The 24768-nt window shown below is 66.3% G+C and carries 20 protein-coding genes; 8 read left to right on the top strand and 12 right to left on the bottom strand.

What is annotated here, in order from left to right; genetic code table 11:
* Positions 1-253 precede the first annotated feature (253 nt).
* On the top strand, positions 254-1828 hold the full coding sequence (locus AC5P7R_RS03965) for a S15 peptidase family protein (protein ID WP_495213769.1): 1575 nt from the start codon (positions 254-256) through the stop codon (positions 1826-1828).
* Positions 1829-1832: 4 nt separating this feature from the next.
* On the opposite strand, the gene AC5P7R_RS03960 is transcribed toward AC5P7R_RS03965, so the two are convergent.
* From AC5P7R_RS03960 to AC5P7R_RS03930, 7 genes are all read right to left on the bottom strand, one after another.
* Positions 1833-2633, bottom strand: a complete 801-nt coding sequence (locus tag AC5P7R_RS03960) for a DUF6708 domain-containing protein (protein WP_258391439.1) — start codon at positions 2631-2633, stop codon at positions 1833-1835.
* 190 nt (positions 2634-2823) lie between these two features.
* On the bottom strand, positions 2824-3843 hold the full coding sequence (locus tag AC5P7R_RS03955; RefSeq protein ID WP_021202370.1) for a sugar kinase: 1020 nt from the start codon (positions 3841-3843) through the stop codon (positions 2824-2826).
* Between the two features lie 10 nt (positions 3844-3853).
* Positions 3854-5041 (bottom strand): GDSL-type esterase/lipase family protein, encoded by a 1188-nt coding sequence (locus AC5P7R_RS03950; protein WP_111098477.1) that lies wholly within the window; start codon positions 5039-5041, stop codon positions 3854-3856.
* Positions 5042-5062: 21 nt separating this feature from the next.
* Positions 5063-5815 (bottom strand): SDR family NAD(P)-dependent oxidoreductase, encoded by a 753-nt coding sequence (locus tag AC5P7R_RS03945; RefSeq protein WP_134734815.1) that lies wholly within the window; start codon positions 5813-5815, stop codon positions 5063-5065.
* A gap of 46 nt (positions 5816-5861) precedes the next feature.
* Positions 5862-7166 carry an MFS transporter gene (locus AC5P7R_RS03940; RefSeq protein ID WP_021202373.1) on the bottom strand — a complete coding sequence of 435 codons (1305 nt, stop codon included), beginning with the start codon at positions 7164-7166 and terminating at the stop codon, positions 5862-5864.
* Positions 7163-9391, bottom strand: coding sequence for an oligoalginate lyase (locus tag AC5P7R_RS03935; protein WP_227854187.1), 2229 nt, complete (start codon positions 9389-9391; stop codon positions 7163-7165). The genes AC5P7R_RS03940 and AC5P7R_RS03935 overlap by 4 nt, the downstream gene beginning before the upstream one ends.
* Complete coding sequence (locus tag AC5P7R_RS03930) at positions 9388-10827, bottom strand: polysaccharide lyase 6 family protein (protein ID WP_134729217.1); 1440 nt, start codon at positions 10825-10827, stop codon at positions 9388-9390. The genes AC5P7R_RS03935 and AC5P7R_RS03930 overlap by 4 nt, the downstream gene beginning before the upstream one ends.
* A 241-nt stretch (positions 10828-11068) precedes the next feature.
* Here AC5P7R_RS03930 and AC5P7R_RS03925 point away from each other — a divergent pair, with 241 nt between their 5' ends.
* Both AC5P7R_RS03925 and AC5P7R_RS03920 read left to right on the top strand, forming a co-directional pair.
* Positions 11069-13960, top strand: coding sequence for a TonB-dependent receptor (locus tag AC5P7R_RS03925; RefSeq protein WP_227852920.1), 2892 nt, complete (start codon positions 11069-11071; stop codon positions 13958-13960).
* A 107-nt stretch (positions 13961-14067) separates the two neighbouring features.
* The gene (locus AC5P7R_RS03920; RefSeq protein ID WP_021202377.1) at positions 14068-14811 is read left to right on the top strand and encodes a FadR/GntR family transcriptional regulator; all 744 of its coding nucleotides are present in this window, start codon (positions 14068-14070) and stop codon (positions 14809-14811) included.
* 740 nt (positions 14812-15551) lie between these two features.
* Here the strand turns inward: AC5P7R_RS03920 and AC5P7R_RS03915 are convergent.
* The 3 genes from AC5P7R_RS03915 to msuE are packed head-to-tail and all read right to left on the bottom strand — an operon-like array spanning position 15552 to position 18244.
* Positions 15552-16580 (bottom strand): methionine synthase, encoded by a 1029-nt coding sequence (locus AC5P7R_RS03915; RefSeq protein ID WP_495213768.1) that lies wholly within the window; start codon positions 16578-16580, stop codon positions 15552-15554.
* A gap of 42 nt (positions 16581-16622) precedes the next feature.
* Entirely contained in the window at positions 16623-17600 is a 978-nt protein-coding gene (locus tag AC5P7R_RS03910; protein WP_021202380.1) for a DUF1852 domain-containing protein, read from the bottom strand.
* A 56-nt stretch (positions 17601-17656) separates the two neighbouring features.
* Positions 17657-18244: an FMN reductase gene (gene msuE / locus AC5P7R_RS03905; RefSeq protein ID WP_021202381.1), complete on the bottom strand. Its 588-nt coding sequence runs from the start codon at positions 18242-18244 to the stop codon at positions 17657-17659.
* Positions 18245-18319: 75 nt separating this feature from the next.
* Between msuE and AC5P7R_RS03900 the strand changes: the two genes are divergently transcribed.
* Complete coding sequence (locus tag AC5P7R_RS03900) at positions 18320-19234, top strand: LysR family transcriptional regulator (RefSeq protein WP_021202382.1); 915 nt, start codon at positions 18320-18322, stop codon at positions 19232-19234.
* Complete coding sequence (locus AC5P7R_RS03895; RefSeq protein WP_021202383.1) at positions 19234-20106, top strand: methylenetetrahydrofolate reductase; 873 nt, start codon at positions 19234-19236, stop codon at positions 20104-20106. Before AC5P7R_RS03900 ends, AC5P7R_RS03895 begins: the two co-directional genes overlap by 1 nt.
* A gap of 6 nt (positions 20107-20112) precedes the next feature.
* Here the strand turns inward: AC5P7R_RS03895 and AC5P7R_RS03890 are convergent, their stop codons facing one another.
* The gene (locus AC5P7R_RS03890) at positions 20113-21264 is read right to left on the bottom strand and encodes a serine hydrolase domain-containing protein (protein WP_021202384.1); all 1152 of its coding nucleotides are present in this window, start codon (positions 21262-21264) and stop codon (positions 20113-20115) included.
* A gap of 234 nt (positions 21265-21498) precedes the next feature.
* Between AC5P7R_RS03890 and AC5P7R_RS03885 the strand changes: the two genes are divergently transcribed.
* Positions 21499-22026 carry a DUF6622 family protein gene (locus AC5P7R_RS03885; protein ID WP_021202385.1) on the top strand — a complete coding sequence of 176 codons (528 nt, stop codon included), beginning with the start codon at positions 21499-21501 and terminating at the stop codon, positions 22024-22026.
* A gap of 108 nt (positions 22027-22134) precedes the next feature.
* Positions 22135-22515: a hypothetical protein gene (locus tag AC5P7R_RS03880; protein ID WP_019337724.1), complete on the top strand. Its 381-nt coding sequence runs from the start codon at positions 22135-22137 to the stop codon at positions 22513-22515.
* Between the two features lie 61 nt (positions 22516-22576).
* On the opposite strand, the gene AC5P7R_RS03875 is transcribed toward AC5P7R_RS03880, so the two are convergent.
* Positions 22577-23479: a LysR family transcriptional regulator gene (locus tag AC5P7R_RS03875; RefSeq protein ID WP_010485668.1), complete on the bottom strand. Its 903-nt coding sequence runs from the start codon at positions 23477-23479 to the stop codon at positions 22577-22579.
* 109 nt (positions 23480-23588) lie between these two features.
* Between AC5P7R_RS03875 and AC5P7R_RS03870 the strand changes: the two genes are divergently transcribed.
* Positions 23589-24710, top strand: coding sequence for a 4-oxalomesaconate tautomerase (locus AC5P7R_RS03870; RefSeq protein WP_021202386.1), 1122 nt, complete (start codon positions 23589-23591; stop codon positions 24708-24710).
* Positions 24711-24768: the final 58 nt, after the last annotated feature.

Here is a 24768-nt window from a genome sequence, read left to right as displayed (position 1 = left end):
GGCTGCGATCGCATCCACAGGCTTCCGCGCCGCACCGCGGGGCGTCCGGATGCCTGGGCGTCGTTGGCACACTTGCATTGATGCCACTTGCAGGCCTGGTGGCGTGGGTGATCCACCGCGCCTGAATGTGGTCCTGCATCGATCCAGCCGGGCGCCTGGTTCGAAAGCGCCATGCTGCGTCGCAAGGTGCCGCCCACCATTCGCACTGGTACGGTCCGATCCGTTGCACCACCACCGACGGGGAGAGACAACGATGCGCAAGGTTCTGCTGCTGTTGATCCTGCTGACCGGGCTGGCGCCCACGGTCCTGGCGGCCACGGTCAAGACCACCCATCGCACCATCCCCAGCTGGGATGGCACGCCCCTCGGGGCCTTCGTCATCGAACCCCAGGATGCCGGCAGTGGCCGCTATCCGCTGCTGGTGATGCCCAGCAGCTGGGCAGTGCCCAGCGTGGAGTACGTGGGCGTGGCACAGTCGCTGGCGCAGCGCGGCTATGTGGTCATCAGCTACAGCTCGCGCGGCTTCTGGGAGTCCGGCGGCAGCATCGACATCGCCGGGCCCGCAACGGTCGAAGACGTCAGTGCGCTGATCGACTGGGCGCTGGCCAACACCCGGGCCGATCCGGCCAGGATCGGTGTCTCGGGCATCTCCTACGGGGCCGGCACCAGCCTGCTGGCGGCGGCACGCGACCCCCGCATCAAGGCCGTTGCCGCGCTGAGCGGCTGGGCCGACCTGCAGGCGTCGCTCTACAGCCATGACACGCCCAGCGCACAGGGCATCGCCCTGCTGGAGGCAGCCGGCCTGGCCACTGGCCGCCCCGGGGCGGAGCTGGCCACCATCAACGGCAATGTGCTGGTCGGCAACTACCAGGGGGCGGTGGACTCGCTGCTGCCGGTAGCGGCACAGCGCAGCCCGGCCAGCAGCCTTGATGAGATCAATGCCAACCAACCCGCGGTATTCCTCGCCAACGCCTTCAACGACAGCCTGTTCCCGCCGGGCCAGCTGGTGGACTTCTTCAACCGTTTGAAGGGCCCCAAGCAGCTGCAGCTGCGCCATGGCGACCACGCCCTCAACGAGGCCTTCGGTGCGCTCGGCATTCCCAATGAAGTCTATGCCGCGGTGGGCGACTGGTTCGACCACTACCTCAAGGGCGTGGCCAATGGCATCGACCGCCAGCCGGCGGTGCAGCTGAAGTCGCAGAAGGGCAGCTGGAGCCGTTATCCGGACTGGCAGGCCACCTCTACCGGCGCCGTAAGCTACGGGCTGACCGCGCCGAGCGGGTTGTTACAACCCACCGGTGGACTGGTGGCGAACGGTGGCGGCACCGGCTGGAGCTACCGCATCGGCAGCGGCCTGCTGACGGCCGCCAACTCCGGCGTGGTGATGGCGTCCGGCGCGCTGCAGATGATCAACCTGCCACCGGGCGCGTATGTGCCGTTCGTCGGACGCAACGCCGCAGGAGTCTGGCAAGGGCCGATCTACTGGAGTGCGCGCCGTCTGGATGGCGCGCCGGAAGTGCGGATGACGGTCACGCCAAGCCGCGCCGACACCACGTTGTATGCCTATCTCTATGCCGAGGACGTGCTGGGCAATGGCCAGCTGATCAGTCACAAGCCCTATACGCTGCGGGGTGCCACGCCGGGGCAGGCGAAGACCATCGACCTGCGGCTGGAGGCCAGCAGCTGGGAGGTGCCGGCCGGCAGTCGCCTGACCCTGGTGGTGGACACGGTGGACCTGCGTTATGCGGGCATCAGCCAGTTGGGTGGCACGGTAACCTTCAGTTCACCGGCGAACGCGCCGTCGGTACTGAAGCTGCCTTTGCACTGATTGGTCATCGCAGGTCCGGTGGATTCATCGAAGCGTCGCGGACACAGGGATCACCGGCGTCCGGTGTCAGGCGCGCCTCGATGTCCGGTGGAAACCGCGGAATCCTGCTGGTCTGCATCACCACCCAGCGCATGATCGTGTGCAGGTAGTTGAGTGGCAGCATCGTGAGCCACATGAAACCCGGGAGGCGCGCGTCTTCGGCGAAGATGCGCTCCTTGCCGGACGCGAAGCTCTCGCGCTTGCCGTCCAGCGGCATGCAGCAGTGCACCGCGTCCACGACGGCTGCCGGTCCTTCTTCCATGTAGCGCCGCAGGAACTCCCAGTGGGCATGCGCGTTCTCGATGCGGGAGGTCGCGATGCAGAACGCGAACGTCTCCCGTACTGTCACGCCATCCGCGTCCAGGATCAGTCCGCGGACATCCCAGTTGTACCATCCGAAGGTTCCGGTTCCGCGGCCCAGCGTGAAATGGACCCGGTCCCAGGGCACGCTGAGGGTGGTGCCATCCAGCCGGAACACGTGTATCTGCCGGTGCTTGCGATCGAGCGCGATCGGATAGTAGGTCCAGCGGAACAGCTCGAGGCAAGCCACCCAGATGCTCGCTGCAGTGAAGGCGGCCAGCATCGCCATGCCGATGAATATCGCCTCCCACAGGCCGTTTTCGTTGGGTAGCCTGTTCACGACCAGCGACCAGAGCAGCATCAGCATGCCGCCCAGCCCAAAGGCAATGCCGATCGCGCCCAGCAGGGCTGCAAAGCCACGCGCGGCGAACCAGCGATCCACCGAAACCAGGCCGTTCGAATTCATCTTCACCACGCACAGCTGCGCCAACGGCACGACATCCAGCCGCTTCTTCTGCAGCAGGCGGTGCTCGCGTTCAAACGCATTCAGCGGGCGGTTGTTGGGAAACTTGCGCGTGTATCCGGTGTAATCCATGGGCGATCCCTGCGCGATTCCAGCGCCCGTTGGATTCTAGCGGGATTCTCCCGGGGGGAGATCAGCGACGGACGTCGAACGGGTGGCTCTCCATCAGTGCCCGGACTTCAGCTTCGCGGGCAGGGCTGAAGTCGCCGGGAATGGCGTGCTTCAACGCGCCTGCGGCCAGTCCGAAGCGCACGGTGCTTTCTGCGTCCAGCCCGGACAGCAATCCGTGCAGGATGCCGGCGGCAAAGGCATCGCCACCGCCGATGCGATCAACGGTGCCGGGCAGCGGCCTCGGAGGAGCCTGCGCGCGGGTTCCATCGCGCCCCAGTAGCAGCGCGCCGAGCACGTGATGGTCGGCGCTGATCACCTCGCGCTGGGTGCAGGCCAGCCACCGCAGGTGCGGGAACGCGGCAAAGGCAGCGGCCGCAGCGGCCTCGGTTCGGGCGACCGCATCGTCCTGCGCGAAGTGCAGCCCCAGCACCAGTTCGATGTCCCGATGATCGGCAAAGACAATGTCGGCCTCGGCGAAGACCTCGCGCAGGATCGCCGCTGCGTCGCCATCCCAGCGTCGCCACAGTGACGGACGATAATTGCCGTCGAAGGACACCTGCACACCGGCCGCGCGAGCCGCACGCACCGCACCCAGCACCGACTCGGCCACGTTGGCGCCCAGCGCCGGACTCACGCCCGAGACATGCAACAGGTGCGCGCCGGACAGCAGGGCGGGCCACGCATGGTCACTGGCATTGCTGTTTGCGAATGCAGAACCGGCGCGGTCATACACCACTTCACTGGCGCGCTGCACCGCACCGGTCGCCAGGAAGTACAGGCCCATGCGGTCACCCGCCACTTCACGCACGGCGGCCACGCCCACGCCATGCCGCCGCAGCTCGGCCACGGCATGCCGGCCCAGCGCGTTGCCGGGCACAGTGCTGGCCATCTGCACATCGTGGCCCAGGCTGGCCAGCGAGACCGCCACATTGGCCTCGGCACCTCCCACATGAACCTGCAGCTGCGGCGTCTGCAGCAGCAGTTCACGACCGGGCGCGCCCAGGCGCAGCAGCAACTCACCGAAACAAACGACGTGGCTCATCGGTTCTCTCTCACTCGGGGGTAGTGCAGCCCAGCATGCGCAGATCGATGGCATCGGCCATGCGCCGGTAGCCCTCGTCGTTGGGGTGCAGATGGTCGCGGGTGATCTCGTTGGGCAGCGATTCGGCTGCCTTCGGGTCACGCAGCGCGGCGTCGAAATCGATGATGCCATCGAAGCCGCTGTTGCCGCCGCGTGCCCACTGGTTGATCGTGGTGCGGGTGGCGGCGGACACGGGCTCGTAGCGCTCGGAACCGCCGAACGGGGTCAACGTACCCAGCCAAGCGCGGATGCCGTGCGCATGCAGCCGCGCCGCAACCTGTTGATAGCCCAGCAGCATGTCCGCCGCACTGCGTCCAGGCAGCGGCTGCGCGCCACCGCCGTGGCGGATGTCATTGATGCCTTCGAACAGGATCACCTGATCGGCGTCGGCCACGGCGATCACATCGCGATCCAATCGTGACAGGGCGCTGTGGCTGCGGCCATGGTCAAGCAGTTTGTTGCCGCTGATGCCCTGGTTGAGTACCACGAACCGGTTCGGGCAGGCCTGCTGCAGGCGCTGCGCCAATCGCTCCGGCCACTGGTTGAAGGTGCCGCGGCGTGCGGTGGCGCCTTCCGTGATGGAATCGCCCAGCGCCACGATTACCTGGGGACGATCTTCACGCTGCACCATCACTGCCGAGAACACGTTCTGCTGGTAGCTCAGCCGCACGCTGTCGGCGACGGCTGTCTGCCTGCCATCTGCGACCCGCAGCTCGGTGCGGCGCACGGCGGGGCGGGTGGGCTGCGGGAAATAGGCACTCACGCTGATCTCCTGCAGCGCCGCCACCGGCATCCGCACCGGGTCGCTCAGCAGCGCGGCTCCGACCGGCACCTCGATGACCGCGCGGCCATCCACCGTTACCGGCAGCGGTGCGGCCTTGCCGTTCTTCACTCCCACGCGCAGGTCCTCGACCCGCAAGGGCGCCGTGCCGAGCTCGTTGCTGATGCGCAGCCGCAGCGCATCGCCACGGCTGCCGATACGCATGTCCTGGCGCACGGTCTGTGCGGCGAACTGTACCGGCGCATCGGACGTTCCGTCCTTGCGGTCGGGCGCGGGCGCGGCCGTCCAGGCAGTGACCCACACGGGTGCGGCCCACGCAGCGGGCGCCGTCATGGCGGAGCAGAGCGTCAATGAAAACAGAAGTGTCCAGCGCTGCATGGGCAGGAGTCCGGTCAGGTGTCAGGAGAAGTAGGTGCCGCCGTTGACGTCCAGATTCGTGCCGGTGATGAACGCCGCCGCATCCGAGGCCAGGAACACCGCAGCGTCGGCGGCTTCGTCCGGCGCACCCTGGCGGCGCAACGGGGTGGCGCCGGCAACGGCCGTGCGTACTTCCGGCTTGGTGAATTCATCGTGGAAGCGGGTGGCGATCATGCCGCAGCACAGTGCGTTCACCCGGATACCCTTCGGCCCCAGCTCCTTGGCCATGGCGCGGGTGAAGGTCATCACCGCCGCCTTGGCGGTGGCGTAGATCGATGCGCCCGGGCCGCCACCATCACGGCCTGCCTGTGAGGCGAAGTTGACGATGGCCGCGCCTTCGCGCATGTGCGGCACCACCGCGTGCGTGGTCAGGTAGGTCGAGGTGAGGTTCAGGTCCATCACGGTGTGGAAGAACGCCGGGTCGATGTCGGCCAGCGGCCGGCGCTGCACCATGCCACCGGCCACGTTCACCAGCAGGTCGATGCGCTCGCCGAACGCGGCCTGTGCCGCAGCGACCAGGCCGGCGACGGCCGTGGCGTCGGTGACGTCGGCACGGTGCACGATGGCCTGGCCACCGGCCGCACGGATCTGTGCCAGCGTTTCCTGGGCACTGGCTTCATCATTGGCGTAGTTGATGCAGACGCGTGCACCGGCGGCAGCCAGCTTGATCGAAACGGCGCGACCGATATCGCGGCCACCGCCGGTGACAATGGCCACCTTGTCCTGGAACGACATGCGGAAAACTCCTTGGTTTGCGGGGGAATTGAAGAGAGATGCAGGCTCAGCCGGCGCGGCGGTCGAGCTTGTGGATCGGGCCGGTCCACCACCACAGCGCGGCCAGCGACAGCGGCACCAGGGCGGCGACGAGGATGAAGATCGGCGCATAGGAGTGGCGGGTCAGCACCGGCACCAGCCAGGTGGTGATCAAGGTGCCGGCCACGGCGGCCAGGCCACCCAGGCCTGCCAGCGTGCCCACCGAGCGGCCGTCGAACAGGTCGCCCGGCAGGGTCTGGATGTTGCCGATGGCCACCTGGAAGCCGAACAGCACCGCAGCGATTGCCAGCACCGCCAGTAGCGGCTGGTTGGCCAGCACGGCAGCCAGCAGGGCAGGGGCCATGATCACGCAGCCCAGCGTGATGGCCAGCTTGCGGGCGCGGTCCACGCTGTGCCCGGCGCGGATCATCCGCCCGGACAGCCAACCGCCGCTGAGGCTGCCCAGCATCGCGCCAACGAACGGCACCCAGGCGAACAGGCCGATCTGCTTGATGTCGAAGCCGAAGGTTTCGGCCAGGTAGATCGGCAGCCAGGACACGAACAACCACCAGATCGGGTCCAGGAGGAAGCGGCAGGCGAGCATGCCCCAGCTCTGCCGGTGGGCCAGCAGCTCACGAACGCTGGCCTTCGGTGCCACCTCTGCCTGCTGCCCGGCTTGGTCTTCCTGGATCAACCGGCGCTCGGCATCGCTCACCCACGGATGCTTGTCCGGCCCGGCGCGGTAGACAAACAGCCATGGCAGCAGCCACAGGAAGCCGATCGCACCGACCAGCACGAAGGTGCCGCGCCAGCCCAGCCACAGGTAGAGGCCGGCGATGGCCGGCGCGGAAACGATCGCGCCGATCGACGCGCCGGCGTTGAACACGCCTTGCGCCAATGCGCGCTCGCGCGCCGGGAACCACTCGGCATTGGCCTTGACCGCGCCCGGCCACGCCCCGGCTTCGCTGATGCCGAGCATCGCCCGCACCAGGCTGAAGGAGAGCATCGAATGGGTGATCGCGTGCAGGGCGATGGAGATCGACCACACGCTGATCGACAGGGCGAAACCCAGGCGCGTGCCGATCATGTCGAACAGGCGCCCGAACAGGAACTGGCCAGCGGCGTAGAACAGCATGAACACCGTCACCAGCAGGGCGTAGTCATCCTTGGTGGCGCCCACTTCCCTGGCGATTTCCGGCCACATTACCGCCAGTGCGTTGCGGTCGATGTAGTTGATCACCGTGGCCACGGCGATCAGGCCCACGATCAGCCAGCGCACGGCCGACCGTAGCGGCACCTTGCGCAGGTTGGCCACCACCGCAGGGCCGTTCATTTGCCGTCAACCTTGCTGCGGTCCATGCGTGCATGGCTGCCGCTCCAGCGGTAGGCATGGCCGTCCACGCTCACGCTGTGCTCGCCCTTGGCGCTGCTGTCGTCGGCCACGCCGAGGGCGATGCGTGCACCGCTGGCCAGGCGCAGCTCGATCACCTCGGCATCGTTGCCCCGGCTGCGCACGATGTCCTTGATGCGGCTGTCCGCGCCGTGCACGTATTCGGCGGTGCCGTTGTACTCGCCGTGCGGCTCCAGCACGCTGAAGAAGGTCACGTCCTTCTGTCCGTCCACGCGCTGCAGCAGGGCCGGTTCGCGGCGCAGGTTGAATTCCGGATCGTTCGCGCCGCTTTCCACCAGCAGCGCCTGTGCCGGCGCACTGCTGCCGAAGCGGTAGGTGTAGAAGCGCCCGTCCAGCAGCCATGTCAGCGACCGCGGCTCGCTGCCGGGTTTGCTGCGTGCATCCAGCCACAGGTGCTGGTAGCCGTTGTCCTTGCCCAGCACCGGGCGCTGGGCGGGGAAGTGTTCGGCTTCGAAGCCGGTGGTGACGATGTGGCCGTTGAAGTGCAGCGGCAGGTCGTAGCGCGCGGCCTTGCCGCCGTGCACCTGCAGCAGGTCCAGCGCGACCGGCAGGCCCAGGTCGGGATGGCGCAGCAGCGCCTGGGTGCGGGTGAACACCACGCCGGGGTAGGCGTCGCGCATCGTTGCCGAGGCAATCTGGGTATCGGCATCGGCCTGGAAGAAGCGCACCTGCGGCGCGTGTTCCTCGCCGCGTTTCCAGTCGCCCTTGAAGTGGCTCTGCTCGTCCACCACCAGGGTGTTGTGCGCCACGGTCTGCTTGGCCCAGCTGCGGTTCTCGGCCAGGTAGATGCCGCCGCGCTTGGCTTCCACGTTGAGGAAGCGGGCCGCGCCGTAGTCGGTCACCACTGGATTGCCGTTGTCGTAGAACAGCCAGTTGAGCTTGTCGAAGTGGCCATGGCCCATGCCCTGCATCGTGTCCTTCTGCACCAGCGCCTGGCCGCGTTCGCCGTTCATGCGCAGGATCGCCAGGCCGCCGCGATCGCCGTCGGGGCCATCGCGCAGCAGCATCGGCCGATAGTCGAAGGGCCTGGTCTTGTTCGCCGCCAGCGCCTGCGCCACCTGCAGGCCCTCGGGCGACAAGAGCAGGCGCTTCTGCTGCTGGGCCACGGACAGCAGGCGGTCGTCACCGGTACGCGCATAGGCGATGCCGATGCCGGCCACCAGCTCTTCGGTGTCGATGCCCTTGTCCAGGATGGCGTCGTTGATCGGGAAGAACAAGCCGTTGTAGCTGGACTGCACCAGCACATCCACGGCCTTCAACAGCACGCCGTCGCGGCGCGCGAAGATCTTCCGCTGCGGTTCGTTGCGTTCGATGGCATTGGCGAACAGCAGGAACGGCGCCAGTGCATAGCGCTGGTAGTAGGGGCCTTCCTCGTAGTAACCATCGGGCGAGAACAGCAGGTCGATCTGCCGAAGAAAGCCGAATTGATCGTCCTTCCGGCTGCCGCGCAGGGATTTCTCCACCAGCTCAGGGTCGCGCAGCACGTAGCCGGTCATGCCGGTGGCGGCCACCGCCCAGGTGGCGTGGTTGTGGATCTGGTCGTAGTTCTTCGGCTCGCTGACGAGGAACTCGGCCATTGGCCGGAACACCTTCGATTCGATGGTGTTGCGGTCGTTGGCGGACAGCGCGTCGCGGATCGCGTCGTAGCCCTGGATGGCGTTGACCAGCCATACCGAATCGTTGAGCACCTGCCAGAACACGCGCCCGGGGATCTGCCCACGGCCTTCCGGGTGCGGGCCCAGCGTCGGGTAGAGCTGGGCATACTGCAGCAGCATGTCGCGCGCATAGTCCACGTAGGCCCTGTCGCCGGTCAGCCGGTACAGCGTGCCTGCCGCCAGCAGCGCCTGGTAGTTGCGCTTGTGCTGTTCGTGGGTGCGGCCGCCGCCCTTGTCCTTCGGTACCGGCACGTCGATGCCGGCCTTCATCATCTTCTTCAGCGTTGCTTCGGTGCGTGCCTGCTCTTTGGCAAACCACGGGTAGCGGCGGCCTTCGCTGGCCATCTGCTGCCATTGTGCGGCGGTGACCAGCACCGGCGCGGCTTCGGCCTGTCGCACGGCAGCAGTGGGGGATGCGAACAGCGATGCGCTCGGCAGCAGGGCGAAGGGGGCGGCCAAAGCCAAGGAAACGAACAGCGGCTGCAACCTCATCGATCAACTCCAGTGCGGGTGCGTGAGAGGGTGGCTTCGCCCACCTTGGGATACCAGTCGACGCCGGTCGCCTCGCGTGCGGTCATCGTCAAGGCAGGATCGGCGCCCACGGCGGGCAGGGCAGGCGTGGCAACCCACAATCCGCTATCAGCCTGCTGCAGGCTGACACCACGGCTCTCTACGCCTCCCGGGAACACGGTGCTGGCTGCCGGCGACTGCACGTTGCCGCTGAAGTCGATGCCGGCCAGCGAACTGGCGGCAGTGGGCGGATTCCGGTTGTCGCGGTTGACGATCAGGTTGCCGGTGAAGCGGCTGTTGCTGGCGGCCACCACGATGCCCTTCGCCTCATCATGGCCGACACCGAAACTGATCTTCGCCACGTCCACGAAGGTGTTGCGGCTGATCGTGGCATTCACCACCGGCGCATAGCCGGACAGCGGCGGATTGGCCTGCGCATCCATCACCGCCAGTGCCGAACGGTTGCTGGACCCGGCCAGCCGCTCGAAGTAATTGTTGCTGACGGTCTGGTCGGCGTTGATGATGCGTACGCCGCCGGTGCCGGCCTTGTCATCGCCGAGGAAGACATTGTCGATCACCCGGTTGCCATTGCCGTGGCGCAGGGTGAGTGCTCCGGCGGAACGATAGAACACGTTGCCGCGGTAGGTGTTGCCGCCGGACTTGTTGCTGATGATCTCGGTCTCGCCGTCGCAGCCTTCGAACCAGTTGTTCTCCACCGTGCTGTTGGAATCGCTCAGTGAGCTATCGCTGGTGCCGACGCGGAGGGTTTCGCCGCCATTGACGCCCAGCGCCGGGCGCGGCCCGAACCAGTTGTGGTCGATGCGGTGCTGGTTGTCCAGGCCCTGGGTTGCATCGCGCACCACCACGACTGTGGGTCCCGCATTGGTCTTGCCGCGCAGCTGGCTGTGGTCCAACCGATTGTGGCTGCCATACAGCGACACCCAGTAGTCCTGGTCGCTGGCATCGGGGTTGGTGTAGTCGTCGATCACCAAGCCGGTGACGCGGCTGTTGCTGGCGACGGCCTTGCTCGACTCGCGGAATGCCACCACCGCATCACCCGGCGCATAGCCGCTGCGGAACACCAGGTTGGACACCTGCAGGTAGCTCCCCGCCAGGCGCAGGTCCGAGCGCCCGCTGAAGATGACCTTGCCGGCGGTCTGCGCGCGCAGCACGATCGGGGCATCCGCCGTGCCTTGGCCCTTCAGCAGCAGCCGGGCGTCGGTCCAGGTGCCGTCAGCCAGCACGATCTCATCGCCGGGCTGCAGCGCCGAGGCGGCGGTAGCGAACTCCGCGACATCGTGGACGAGCCAGCTGGCTGCACTTGCTGCTGGAGTGGTCAGGCACATTGCCAGACCAGTGGTCAGGCAAAATAGCCATGAACCATTGGATCGGTGACGCGCCAGCGAGTGAATGCGCATGAAATCCTTCCAGGGACGGCCGGGCCGTCGTTTCAGGGTGGGCCTGCATACCACTTTCAGGTCTGTTGTAAGCCAGCTTTCGCGCAAAGTCATGCTGCATGAGCACATTAAATTGCGATCAACTGGTATGGATCAAAGGCATTTGAACAATCGCATACCAATTGGTTGACATTTTCATGTCGCCGTGCCGAAGCTGCGTCCCACGCCTGGCATGCAGGCGATCCTTTGGGAGGAGGAAACCATGCGGCGACCCGCCGGAGCAGTGCACAGCATCTCGTTGTCCCCTACACCCCTGATCGTGGCGCTGCTTGCCGCATTGGCTGGCCTGCCCGCTGCCCACGCGCAATCCGGCAAGGACGCGGCAGGGCAGGATCCCACCACGCTGGACCAGGTGCAGGTCACCGGCATCCGCGAATCGATGCAGAGTTCGATCAACAAGAAGCGCGACGACACGGTCATCGCAGACGTGCTTTCCGCAGATGACATCGGCGACCTGCCGGCGCCGTCGCTGGCCGACGCGATCGAGACCCTGACCGGTGCCGCCTCGACCCGCGACAAGACCGGTGCGTCGGAGATCTCGATCCGTGGCCTGGGCGCCTTCCTAAGCAGCACCAACTTCAACGGCCGCGAAATCACCAATGGCAGCGGCGACCGCTCGGTGAACTTCAACATGTTCCCGGCCGAGCTGATCAACACGGTGGCCATCTACAAGACCCAGCGTGCCGACATCATCGAAGGCGGCGTGGCTGGCACCATCGGCCTGGAAACAGTGCGCCCACTGGAGTACGGCAAGCGTGCGGCGCAGCTGGACCTGCGCGGCAGCTGGGCCGAGTATGACAAGAAGTACCGCGACGACGACGGCATCGGCTATCGCGGTACCGCCAGCTACATCGACCAGTTCGAGTTCGGCAACGGGCAGAAGCTGGGCATCTCGCTGGGCTTCCAGCGCCTGGATGGCACCGACCCGGAAGAGAGCATCACCAGCGGTTCCACCTGGTATGCCTGCGATGGCACGCAGAACGTGAGCAATGCCAACTGCAATGAAGTGTCCGCGCAGGCCATCGCCAACGGCGCACCTTATTACCTGGTGCCCAGCAGCCGCATCTACCGGCTCAAGCAGGAGCGCAACGACCGGCAGAGCGAGTTCGCCGCATTGCAGTGGCGGCCCAATGACGTGGTTGAAGTGAACCTCGACTTCGAACACACCGAGCGCAACTGGTACGAGAACCGCAGCGACCTGAGCCTGTCCAACGCCCGCCGTGGCATCACCCGGCGCGAGGTGGACGAGGACGGCATCGTGCGCCACCTGCATGGCAGCACCTCGATTGATTCCACCTCAAACCGCTACTGGCGTGGCGAGGAATACACCGGGGGTGGCCTGAACCTGATCCTGCGACCGACCCCGGCCTGGGAACTGTCCACCGATCTTTCGTACTCGCACACCAATCGCCTCGACAGCGAGCGCATGACCCGCCTGCGCGCCAACCAGCGCGACGTCAACAATGCCATCGTGCCGGGCATCAGCAGTGGTGCCACCGGCTACGTGGACTATGACTGGGACTGGCGCGGCGAAGTGCCCAGTGTTGCGCTGGCGCCGAACTTCGACCCCAACAACTGGGACGCCTACACCGGCGCGGCGCGCGTCACGTCCAGCGCAACGGAGAACGACCACAGGATCAGGGCCGGCCGCTTCGATGCCAGCTTCATGCCCGAGTCCGGTTTCTTCACCCGCATCAAGGGCGGCGTGCGTGCCAGCCAGGCCGACTACCGCCTGCGCGACAACACCCTGGTAACCGACTACGACCAGCGCGTGGCGGCCGACAAGGCGAAGATCATCGCCGCCAACCAGGCCTGCCGTGCGCCGTTCCCGCAGGATGACTTCATGGATGCCGCCAGCGGCAACACGATCTCCTCGTGGGCGTACTTCGTTCCGGACTGCCTGTACCAGTCGTTCCGTGGCAGCCTCGACAGTGGGTTGGATCCGGGTTTCCAGGATCCGAACAATGTCGATATCACCGAGAAGACACGCGCGCTCTATCTGATGGGTGAGTTCAGCAGCAGCCTGTTCGGCTTGCCGGTGACCGGCAACCTGGGCCTGCGCTGGGTCAAGACCGACGTTCGCTCCGAAGGCGTGCGTACGGGGCTGCGTATCGAGGACAACGGTGACGGCACGATCCGCCTGCAACCCACCGGTGCGTACAGCACGCAGGTGTTCAAGGCGGGCAACGACAAGCTGCTGCCCAGCCTCAACGCGGCCTTCGAACTGCGCCCGGACGTACTGCTGCGGGTCGGTGCATACCGCGCTATGTCACGGCCGGACATCGCCGCGCTGGGCGCCGGGCGCACCATCAACGTCAGTAGTGATGCCACCTACGGCAATCTGGCCGACGCGCTGGATGACATCAGTGCCAGCGGCAACCCCGCTGCGCAGCCGCTGATGTCCTGGAACGGTGACCTCTCCCTGGAGTGGTACCCGAACCCGGACACGATGCTGGCCGGCGCGGTGTACTGGAAGCAGTTCAACGGCGGCACCGCCACCGCGCTGGTGCCTGAGACCTACACCATCGACGGCCGGAGCGTGACCGTGCCGGTGCGGCAGCAGGTAACCACCGACGAGGACAGTACGCTGACCGGCTTCGAGCTGACCGCCACCCATCGACTGTCTTACCTGCCCAAGCCGTTCGACGGGCTGGGCTTCAAGGTCAGCTACAACTATGCCGATGCCGACTACCAGACCCAGGATTCACGGCTGGGTGAGCAGTTGGCCGGTGATGGCACGATCATTCCGGCGATCGTGCCGCCGGCCGGTCTCAGCGGCTTCTCGCGGCACGTCCTGTCCGGCTCGATCTACTGGGACGTCGGGCGCTTCAACATCCAGGCCATCGGCAAGTTCCGCTCGCACTACTACCAGGACTTCACCGGCAACGCCGCGCAGCAGAACCGCTACTACGATGACAACACCAGCGTGGACCTGCGCCTGCGCTACCGGGTGAACAAGCAGTTGTCGCTGTCGCTGGAGTTGATGAACCTGACCAACGAGCCGCGCGTGGCCTACCAGCCGCTTTATGGGAACTTCCGCGAAGTAGTGACCTACGGGCGGCGTGCGTATTTCGGTGTACGATACAAGTTCTGAACAGGGCGGCGCGGCCAGTGGCCGCGCCGTCGCTCCAACCGGACCCTCGCCGGCCGCGGTGGCAGGGCAGGGACCCGGAAGGAATTGAATTGCCAAGGGTCAGCCGCATGTCCGCCAACCGCCTTTACCAGACCATCGCTGCCAAGCTCCGCAAGCTGATCGAGGACGGCGAATTCCCGCCGGGCTCGCGGCTGCCGGGCGAGCGCGAGCTGGCCGAACGGTTTGGCGTCAGCCGGGTCACCATCCGCGAAGCGGAGATTGCACTGGAGGCACAGGGCTGGATTGCGATCCGTATCGGTTCGGGCGTGCACGTGAAGCCGCGCCCGACGCAGGCGTCCGGCGGGCTGCCGGATGTCAGCGCCTTCGACCTCACCGCTGCCCGCGCGGTATTCGAGGCCGAGGCCGCCGCTCTGGCGGCAAGCAATCTGGATGATGCCGGCATTGCCGAGCTTCAGGCGTTGGCCGAAGCGCTGTGCCGTCGCGACCTGAGCGACGCGGAAGCCGGCGAGTACGACCGCCGCTTCCACCTGACCATCGCGCGCCTCTCCGGCAACCCGGTGGTGGAGTTCTTCGTGCAGCAGATCTGGCGCATGCGCAGCGAGTTGCCGCGGGTAACCGAAGTCTATGCGCGGGTCTGCCATGATGATGGCGCCAGCCGTGCCGACGAGCACATGGCCATCTTCGAAGCATTGCGCGCACGTGATCCGGTGGCCGCGCGCAATGCGATGCGCCATCACTTCCAGCGCCTGTTCGAGGCCATGCTGCAGGCGACCGAAAGCCAGGCGCTGGAGGAGATCCGCCGGCGCACGCAGCAGGATCGTGAACGGTTCCTGGCCACGACGCGGATCTGAACGACGGAGCGGACACCGGCCGAGCGTCTGCGTGCCGCGACCTGGCCAGCGCCGGGGGTAATGGCTGTTGCATCGTTGAGCATGCCGGCGGGTGATCGCCGGTGATGTGTCATGCCAATGATGCATGCCGGTGCCGAGAGGGCAGCGACCATACTGCACCGTTGCGTTTCCATTGAACGATTCACGGCCGCGGCTACGTGCCCATTCGAATCTCATCCCCTGCGACGGCAGCCCGTATCCTTCCTGCATGCATTCCTTCTCCGATCTTCGCGGTCTCCCGGCAGTCCCCGCGTCCTCCGGCTGGGTGCAACGCGGTGAGCGCTGGGATCTATGGTGGAGCGGCCGCATCGTGGCCAGCATCGTCCCGCACGCAGTGCTCGGCTTCCAGGTGTACCTGGATGCACGCAGGATGTCCCCGGCCAAGGTGGTGCACGCGGTGAATGCGCGGCAAGCCCGGCGCTATGCCGAGCGCTGGTGCGCGGCTCGGCTTTGCCCCCGGTTGCGGCTGCGCGACGCGGTCGCCTGTCTTGTGGGCGCCGCGCCTTCGGCAGGCGCGGCGCGGCCGCCGCCGCTCACACGGGAGCAGCGCCAGCAGGCGCGCCGCCTGGCCGAGGCCGGGACAGGGGAGGTGGCACGCATCAAGCAGGCGCTCGCACTGCGGCAGCCTGCCAGGCCCTTGGGGCGGTTAACGTGTCAGGCGTGGTCGGTACCCGGCAGGACGCCCACAGCCCTGGCAAGCGCTACGCCGAAAGCTCCTCACGCACGATCCTGGCCCCTTCGCTGAGCGCGCGCAGCTTGCCCCTGGCCACGGTGCGGGCCAGCGGCGCCATGCCGCAGTTGGTGCTGGGGTAAAGCTTGTCGGCATCCACGAACTGCAGCGCCCTGCGCAGGGTGTCGGCCACTTCTTCCGGTGTTTCCACCGCGCTCGAGGCCACGTCGATCGCGCCTACCATCACCTTCTTGCCACGGACCAGCTCGATCAGGTCGATCGGCACGTGCGAGTTATGGCATTCCAGCGAAATGATGTCGAGGCTGGAGGCCTGCAGTTTCGGGAACGATTCCTCGTACTGGCGCCATTCCGATCCCAGCGTCTGCTTCCAGTCGGTGTTGGCCTTGATCCCGTAACCGTAGCAGATGTGCACGGCTGTCTCGCACGTCAGCCCTTCGATCGCGCGCTCCAGGGCGGCCACGCCCCAGTCGTTCACTTCGTCGAAGAACACATTGAAGGCCGGCTCATCGAACTGGATGATGTCCACGCCGGCCGCTTCCAGCTCCTTCGCTTCCTCGTTGAGGATCTTCGCGAACTCCCAGGCCAGCTTTTCCCGGTTCCTGTAGTGGGCGTCGTACAGCGTGTCGATCATCGTCATCGGGCCGGGCAGCGCCCACTTGATCGGCTGCGCAGTCTGGCGGCGCAGGAACTTCGCATCCTCCACGAACACCGGCTTCGGACGGCTCACGGCGCCGACCATGGTGGGCACGCTGGCATCGTAGCGGTTACGGATGCGCACGGTTTCGCGCTTTTCGAAGTCAACGCCGCCGAGATGCTCGATGAAGGTAGTGACGAAGTGCTGCCGGGTCTGCTCACCGTCGCTGACGATGTCGATGCCCGCGTGTTGCTGTTCCTGCAGCGACAGGCGCAGCGCATCCTGCTTGCCTTCAGCCAGGCCTTCGTCCTGCAGCTTCCAGGGCGACCAGAGCTTTTCGGGTTCTGCCAGCCAGGACGGCTTTGGCAGGCTGCCGGCGGTGGAGGTGGGGAGCAGTTTCTTCATCGGTGTCGGGTTGTCCTGGAATGCGAAGGGGAAATCGATGGATCAGCGCGCAGCCCACTGCTCAAGCACGGCGCGGTACGGCTTGATGAAGTGCTCTTCGGTGAACCGGCCCTGCTTGACCGCCAGCTGGCTGCGCTCTTCGCGGTCGTAGACGATGCGGGTGGACGAGTAATCCTGGTGCTTCAGGCTGGGCTGGTAGACCTTGCCGGCCACGGAATTGGCGTTGTAGATCTCCGGGCGGTAGATCTTCTGGAACGCTTCCATCGTGCTGATGGTGCCGATCAGCTCCAGGTTCGAGTAGTCGCCCAGCAGGTCGCCCTGGAAGTAGAACGCCAGCGGCGCGACGCTGCCCGGCGGCATGAAGTAACGTACCTGCAGGCCCATCTTGTCGAAGTAGTGGTCGGTGGCGGAGAACTCGCCCTGCCGGTACTCCACGCCCAGGATGGGGTGATGATTCTCGGTGCGGTGGTAGGTCCTGCTGCTGGAGACGCTGATGCAGATCACCGGCCCCTTGCGGAAGCTGGCGCGGTAGGCGCCCGATCCCAGGAAGTGCTTGAACAGCTTGCCATGCAGGTCGCCAAAGCCTTCCGGAAGACCGAAGGTGGCCTTGCCCTCGTTGCTGGCCGGCAGCACCACGCTGAAATCATAGTCACGCACGTAGGACGAGAAATTGTTGCCGACGATGCCTTCGGTACGCGCGCCGGTCCGCGTGTCGACGATGGTCGGTTGCAGCACCTCGATCAACGGAAACGGATCGTTGCCGTCGGCGCCGTCGATGTGCATCTCCACCGAGATGATGTCCAGCTCGACGGCATAACGATCGGCGCTCGGGTTGTCCCAGTGCGCCAGGTCGTTGAAGCGGTTGTTGATCATGCTGAGGGTGTTGCGCAGGTTTTCCCGCCGGGAAGCGCCGCGCGCCAGATTGGCGAAATTGGTGGTGATGCGCGTGCCCTCGGCGGGCTGGTAGTCCTCGTTGAAGGGGATGCGCGTGATGCTGAAGGTGAAGGTGTCGTTCGTCATGGGCGGCGTTCCGTGATGCGGGGTGACATCCGGATGCGGGCGAGGGCATCCGGCATTCAGGGTGCTGCGGCAGCCTCGAGGGCGGCGACGGGATGGCGGGCCAGGGCCAGCAGTGGCATGGCTCGGTGGACCGCCAGTCGAGCGCGCTCGATCAGCGGTTCGTTGCGCACGCGGCCGTCGGCGAAATCGCGGTCGGTGGCATAGACGCCCAGCGGCAGGGTGCGGGCCTGGAAGAAGCTGAAGAGCGGCCGCAGCTGGTGATCGATCACCAGCGCATGGCGCTCGCTGCCGCCGGTCGCGGCCAGCAGGATGGGGGTGTCGACCAGCGCATCCTGGTGGATGAAGTCGAAGAAATGCTTGAACAGCCCGGTGTACGAGCCGCGATAGACCGGCGTGCTCACCACGAGGACATCGGCCTGCTCGACGGCAAGCAGCTGGCGCTCGACAGCCTCGGGCAATTGTGAGCGCCACAGGGCGCCGGCCAGCTGCGGGGCGAGCTCGCCGAGCTCGATCAGATGGTGTTCGCAATGGACGTCGTTGCCGATCACGCCCAGCAGATGCTCGGCCAGGAGGGTGGCCCGCGAGGGGCGCTGCAGTCCGCCGGACACGGCGACGATACGGAGAGGGCGGTGGGATGAAGGCATGACCCGATCCTAGTCATGCCTTTCCATGACGTAAAATGGTATTACTTCACCTATCCATGAGTGAGATTCATCGTCATGCTGGAGCGCATCCACCTCAGCATCGTGCAGCAGGTCGAGCAGCAGGGCTCGCTCACCGCCGCCGCCGGCGTGCTCAACCTGACCCAGTCGGCGCTCAGCCACAGCATGAAGAAGCTGGAGCAGCAGCTGGGTACCGAGGTCTGGCTGCGTGAGGGTCGCAGCCTGCGGCTGACCCAGGCCGGACAGTACCTGCTGGCAGTGGCCAACCGGGTGCTGCCGCAGCTGGACCTGGCCGAGGAGCGCCTGCGCCAGTTCGCGCAGGGCGAGCGTGGTGCGCTGCGCATCGGCATGGAGTGCCATCCCTGCTACCAGTGGCTGTTGAAGATCGTCTCACCGTACCTGGCGGCATGGCCGGACGTGGATGTGGACGTCAAGCAGAAGTTCCAGTTCGGCGGTATCGGCGCATTGTTCGGCTACGAGATCGACCTGCTGGTTACCCCCGACCCGCTGCTGAAGCCGGGCCTGAAGTTCATTCCCGTGTTCGACTACGAACAGGTGCTGGTGGTGGCCGGGAACCATGCCCTGGCCAAGGTGGACCACGTAAAGCCGCGCCAGCTCGGCCAGGAAGTGCTGATCAGTTATCCGGTGCCGTTCGAGCGCCTGGACATCTACAACCAGTTCCTGCTGCCGGCCGGCATCACGCCGCGGCGCCACAAGGCCATCGAAACCACCGACATCATGATGCAGATGGTGGCCAGCGGCCGCGGCGTGGCTGCCATGCCGCGCTGGCTGGTGGAGGAGTACGCCACGCGCATGGACGTGGTGCCCGTGCGCCTGGGCGCCAAGGGCATCCCCAAGCAGATCTACCTGGGCGCGCGCGAGGCCGATACCGGTATCGACTACCTGCAGGCCTTCATCGAACTGGCCCGCAACAGCTCGCCGCTTGCCGGCAATGCACGCGAGGCGCGCTGATGCCGGCCGGTACCTCAGCGCACGCGGAAGCCTTCATCAACGCCTTTTCACTGGAAGTCAGCGCGAAGGCCATGCCCGCGCTGCGCGCCGAGGCGGATCGGATCCCGCGCGGTACGGTCATCTCCATTCCCTGGCTGGCCAGCGAGGATGACGACGCCCGCCTGGCCGCCGTGCGCACCGTGCGCGCGCTCGGATTCGAGCCGATGCCGCATCTCTCCGCGCGGCGCATCGGGTCACGCACAGCGCTTGAACGCTTCCTGGAGCGCGCCACCAGCGAAGCCGGGGTGGAGCGCTGCCTGCTGATCGCCGGTGACCTCGCGACGCCTGCCGGGCCGTTTGCCGACAGTGCTTCGATCATCGAGACCGGGCGTCTTGAGCGTTTCGGCATCAAGGTCGTAGGTATCGGCGGGCATCCGGAAGGCCATCCGGCGATGAGCGGCGACGCTCGCTGGCAGGTACTCGAACGCAAGTGCCAGGCCATCGAAGCGCGCCGCATGGCGCCTGTGATCGTCACCCAGTTCGCCTTCGATGCCGATGCCGTGCTGGCCTGGCTGGATGCACTGCGCGCGCGCGGCATCAGCGTTCCGGTGCTGGTCGGCGTGCCGGGCCCGGCCAGCGTCTCTCGCCTGCTGCGCTACGCCGCGATGTGCGGCGTAGGCGCCAGTGCATCGATGCTCGCCAAGTACGGCATCTCGATCGGCCGCCTGCTCGGCACGGCAGGGCCGGAGGTGTTCGTCGATCGCCTGGTGAAGGGGCTGACCCGCGCCCATGGCCAGGTCAGCCCGCATTTCTTCCCGTTCGGCGGTGTTGCGCCGTCGCTGGAGTGGGTGGCGCAGTACCGGCGGCGCATTTCCATCAGCCAGCGCCGATGATCTGCGTCATGGCATGGATCGCGTTGTCCGGGTGCCGGGTTGATCCAGCGAAGGCGCCGGCCTGGAAAGCCTCCCATTGCAGCGACTCATGCCCAGGTCGAGGCGCTCTGCAATGCCCTGCGGGTTGATGTCTCCGGCGCGATTGATCAGTACGACGAGCGTTCTTCGATCGGTGGGACGGTGCCGGAGATACCCGGTAAAGCCTGCGGTCCCGCCGCCATGGCCGACTACCTTTCCGCCATCGGAAACTTCCCAGCCGGCCCCCCAGCCCGCCTTGCTGCCATTGGCGAGGAGTGTGTCGCACCACATCCGCTTCAGGGCCGCCTCGGGCAACAGTCGATGCTGGTCCAGCGCCACAGCAAAGCGCGCCATGTCGTCGATGCTGGCGAGCAGGCCGCCGGCGGCCCATGCCGAGCCCGGAGCAGTGGGCGGTGGTGCGCGCCAGTGGCCATCCTGGAACAGATGCCCCTGGGCAACCCGGCGCCGATCGCCTGCACGACGCGGTCCCGCATCGCGCATGCCCAGCGGCGACAGTATCTCCTCCTGCAGAACCCGCCAGTAGTCCATGCCGGTTGCATGCTCTATGGCCAGGCCGAGCAGGATGTAGTTCGTATTGGAATAGGCGTGCCGCGCACCGGGCGCAAACGCCAGCGGCCGCTCGGCCACCTCTGCGAGCAATTCACGGGGGGCTGGATTCGTCGGCATCAACCGCAGGAAATTTTCTTCATTCAGATAGTTGGGAATGCCTGAGGTATGGCTCAGCAGCTGCAGCAGCGAAGTGGATGCCCATGCGGAAGGCAACCCTTCCATGTACTGGCCGATGGGCGCGGTGACGTCGAGCAGATGCCGCTGCTGGAGCCGGAAAATCAGCAGGGCCGTGAACAGCTTGGTGATCGACCCCAGTTCGAACACGGTATGGCGATCAATCGGTGCAGGCCGGGTGTCATCGAGCCGCCCGGTCGTGCACAGCGCGGCAATGCGCCCGTGATCAACCAGAACGGCCGCCATGCCAGGCTGCCGTTCGGCCTGCAGCAATGCGGTCAGCGAACCGCATCCCGCCAACGTCGCCCGGCTCGCCAGCGCCGATGGTGCTGACAGGCCGAAGCCAGTGGCCAGCAGCGCCGCACACAGGCGACGTCGAACAGGGTCGTGGTACATGCACGTGGCTCGCAGCGGCGTCGTGGTGATGGTAGCGCGGACTGAGGGCCGGCCCGCGCAGGGTGCACCGGGTGAATCCACCCCGACAGCTGCCGGGGACGCGCAGCATGCCGGCGGGTCATCCGCGATGGCTGACAGCTGTCACTGGCTGCAACCCGGGCGGAAGCGAATAGTGAGCGCCAAGGCGAGGGCACCTCGCCACCACTCAGCCACCACTCATCAAGGGGACCGCTCATGAACATGCTCCAGCAACTCGCCTCGCAGACGCCGATCTGGGTCTGGCTGCTCCTGGCCTTCCTGGTCACCCGTGGCATCGCCGCCATGAAGCCTGCAGAAACCTCGCTGCACAAACTGGCGATCGTGCCCGCGCTGTTCGCCGTCTGGGGCGCGTGGTCGATCAGTCATCGCTTCGGCGCGTCGCTGGCCGCCTGGAGCGAGTGGCTTGCCGGCATAGCCACGGGCGCGGCACTTGCCTGGCTGCTGCTGAATCGATTGAAGCTGACGCTGGACCGCAGCACCGGCAAGCTCTGGCGCAGCGCGGACTTCAGCCTGCTGCCGCTGCTGCTGGTCACCTTCCTGGTGAAGTACGGCTTCGAAGTCGCGTTTGCGGTGTCGCCGTCGCTGTCCGCCAGTGCCGGCTTCAGTGCCGCCTACCTGCTGCTGACGGGCGGGTTCACTGGCATCTTCGTCGGCAAGTACTGCCGGTACCTGGCCTCGTTGCGGATGGATGCGGCAGGCAAGGGGCTGGAAACCGCAGGCTGATTGACCTGGTAGTGCCGGCCGCTGGCCGGCTTCCCCATGCAGCGTTGCGCGGGGCTGGCGCAGGCGTCACGATGCCCGCCACTGGCCAACACCGGAAACGCTGACGTCATGAAGACCACATCCTGGTTCTGGATCAACGTGGCCAGTCACTTCGGCATTGTCGCAGCCCTGGCTTGGCTGCCCGCACGGTGGACGGGGCAACTTGTGGAAGCCCTGGCCGGGACTCAGCCGGCTATCGGCGACACCCGCCATTTGGCCTTCATAGGCTCCATGTTCGGCTTCTGCGTGACCGCACTGATCCTGATGGGGGTGTTGACTGTCACCGGCGAACTGCTGGGTTTCTCCAGGCCCTATGCGCGACGGTCGGAGGCCCAGAACGAAGCGCAGGCCGTCCACCGGAAGGTACTGCTGACTGCGTTCGCCACGCTCTCATGGGTGGCCGTGGGATCGCTTGCAGGTATTGCGTCGATCTTCGCGGCCTCGTCATGAAGGGCGGCCCCGTCAGCGCCCCGTGTGCCGGAACGGATGGGTGCGTGAACTGCGGGGCTGCTCACGCCTCCCCACGCCACTGGCTCATCAGCATCTGCAGGAATCGCTCCGCCGTGGGCGAGAGCAGGGCGCCGCGGCGGCGGACGATGCCGATCGTGCGTGACACCACCGGGTTGCCGATCGCGCGCGTCACCAGGGTGGGGTGATCCCCATCTGGCGTAGCCATCTTCGGCAGCACCGACACCCCGATGCCCGCCTCGACCATGCCCAGTGACGTCGACAGGTGGGTCACTTCGTAGTGCCAGCTCAACTTGAGGTTCTCGCGCGCCAGCGCACCATCCAGCAGCGTCCGGTTGCCGCTGGTGCGATGCACGGTGATCAACTGGTGCTCGGCCAAGTCGGCCCATTCCACTTTGCGCTTGCGCGCCAGCGGATGATCGCGCCGGCAGGCGAGGACGAAGGGGTCCTCAGCCAGCACGTCGAAGTCGAGATTCGGATCGTTGGCGCCCATGAAGTTGATGCCGAACTCGACTTCGCCACGTTCCACTGCCTGCAGACCCTCCGTGGCCGGGATATCCAGGATGCGGAAGCGAACGTTCGGGTGCGCTTCGTGGAAACGCGCCATCACGCTGGGCAGGAAGTAGAACGCCGCCGTCGGCAGGCAGGCGATGGTCACTGTCGCGCCGCGGGTGTCTTCGCGGCCGCGCAGCGAGAACAGTGATCCATCGAATTCCTCCAGCATGCGGCGCACCAGTGGCAGCAGGTTCTCGCCGACAGCGGTGGTACTGACGCTGCGCGTGGTGCGCTCCAGCAGCGGCGAGCCCACCGCCTGCTCCAGTTTCTGGATCCGGCGGCTGAGTGCGGGCTGGGAGACGTGAAGGATTTCCGCGGCCCGATGAAAGCTGCGTGTCTCCGACACCAGCAGGAACGCACGCAGATCGAGGATTTCGCAATTGATGCTCATCAGGTATCAATCATCCAAAAAACAGCAATTCACAGATCAATTGGGGTCATGCCAGTATCGAATCACAGAGGGGTCATTCATCCCCTATACGCATCAATCTAGCACACGTATGTCCAACGATCTGCTCAGCATTCCCTGCGTGCTCATGCGCGGCGGCACCTCCAAGGGCCCGTTCTTCCTGGCCAGCGACCTGCCGGCGGACACCGCCGAACGCGATCGCCTGCTGCTGGAAGTGATGGGCTCGGGACATCCGCTGCAGATCGACGGCATCGGCGGTGGCAACGCGCTGACCAGCAAGGTGGCGATCATCGACCGCTCCAGCCACCCGGACGCCGATGTCGACTACCTGTTCGCCCAGGTACGGGTCGAGCAGCAAGTGGTGGATACCTCGCCCAACTGCGGCAACATGCTGGCGGCCGTAGGCCCGTATGCCATCGAGCGTGGGCTGGTGCAGGCGCAGGATCCGCAGACCGAAGTGCGCATCCACAACGTCAACACCGGCAAGTTGATCATCGCCACGGTGGAAACGCCGGGCGGCAATGTGGCCTACCGCGGTGATACGCGCATTGCCGGCGCGCCGGGCTCAGCCGCGCCGGTCAGGCTGTCCTTCCTTGATGCGGCAGGCGCCCGCACCGGCAAGCTGCTGCCCAGCGGGCATGCGCAGGAAACCATCAATGGCGTGCCGGCCAGCCTGGTGGACTGCGCCATGCCGATGATGCTGGTGCGTGCCGAAGACCTGGGCGTGCGCGGTGATGCCTCGCCCGCCGAACTGAACGCGGACGCGGCGTTCATGCGCCGACTGGAAGCGCTGCGCATCGAGGCGGGCGCCCGCATGGGCATCGCCGACGCCGGCAACAAGGTCATTCCCAAGCCGGTGCTGCTGTCGGCGGCGCAGCAGGGCGGCGATCTGCAGGTGCGCTATTTCATGCCGCACCAATGCCACACCGCACTGGCCATTACCGGCGCGGTCGGCCTGGCCACCGCCGCCGTCACGCCGGGCACGCTGGCCCACACTTTGGTCGGATGCCGGTCCGTTCCCGGCAGCATTACCCTCGAACATCCGAGTGGGGCGCTGGAGGTGGGCCTCAGTCGCAGCTCGGGCGATTCGCCGGTGATTGCCAGCGTGGTCCGCACCGCACGCCGCTTGTTCGAGGGGCGCGTGTACGCGACTTCGCCCGCGCCCGCCACGGCCAGTGCCACCCAAGCCCGCCAATGGACGTCAGCGGCATGATCTGAACCCGGACGGGCCTGCGTAGACGCGCATGCCCGCCATTACAACGTAGATGCTT

The sequence above is a fragment of the Stenotrophomonas sp. YJH_SMC_27 genome, from assembly GCF_059369815.1.
This window is presented reverse-complemented; position numbering and strand designations above follow the sequence as displayed.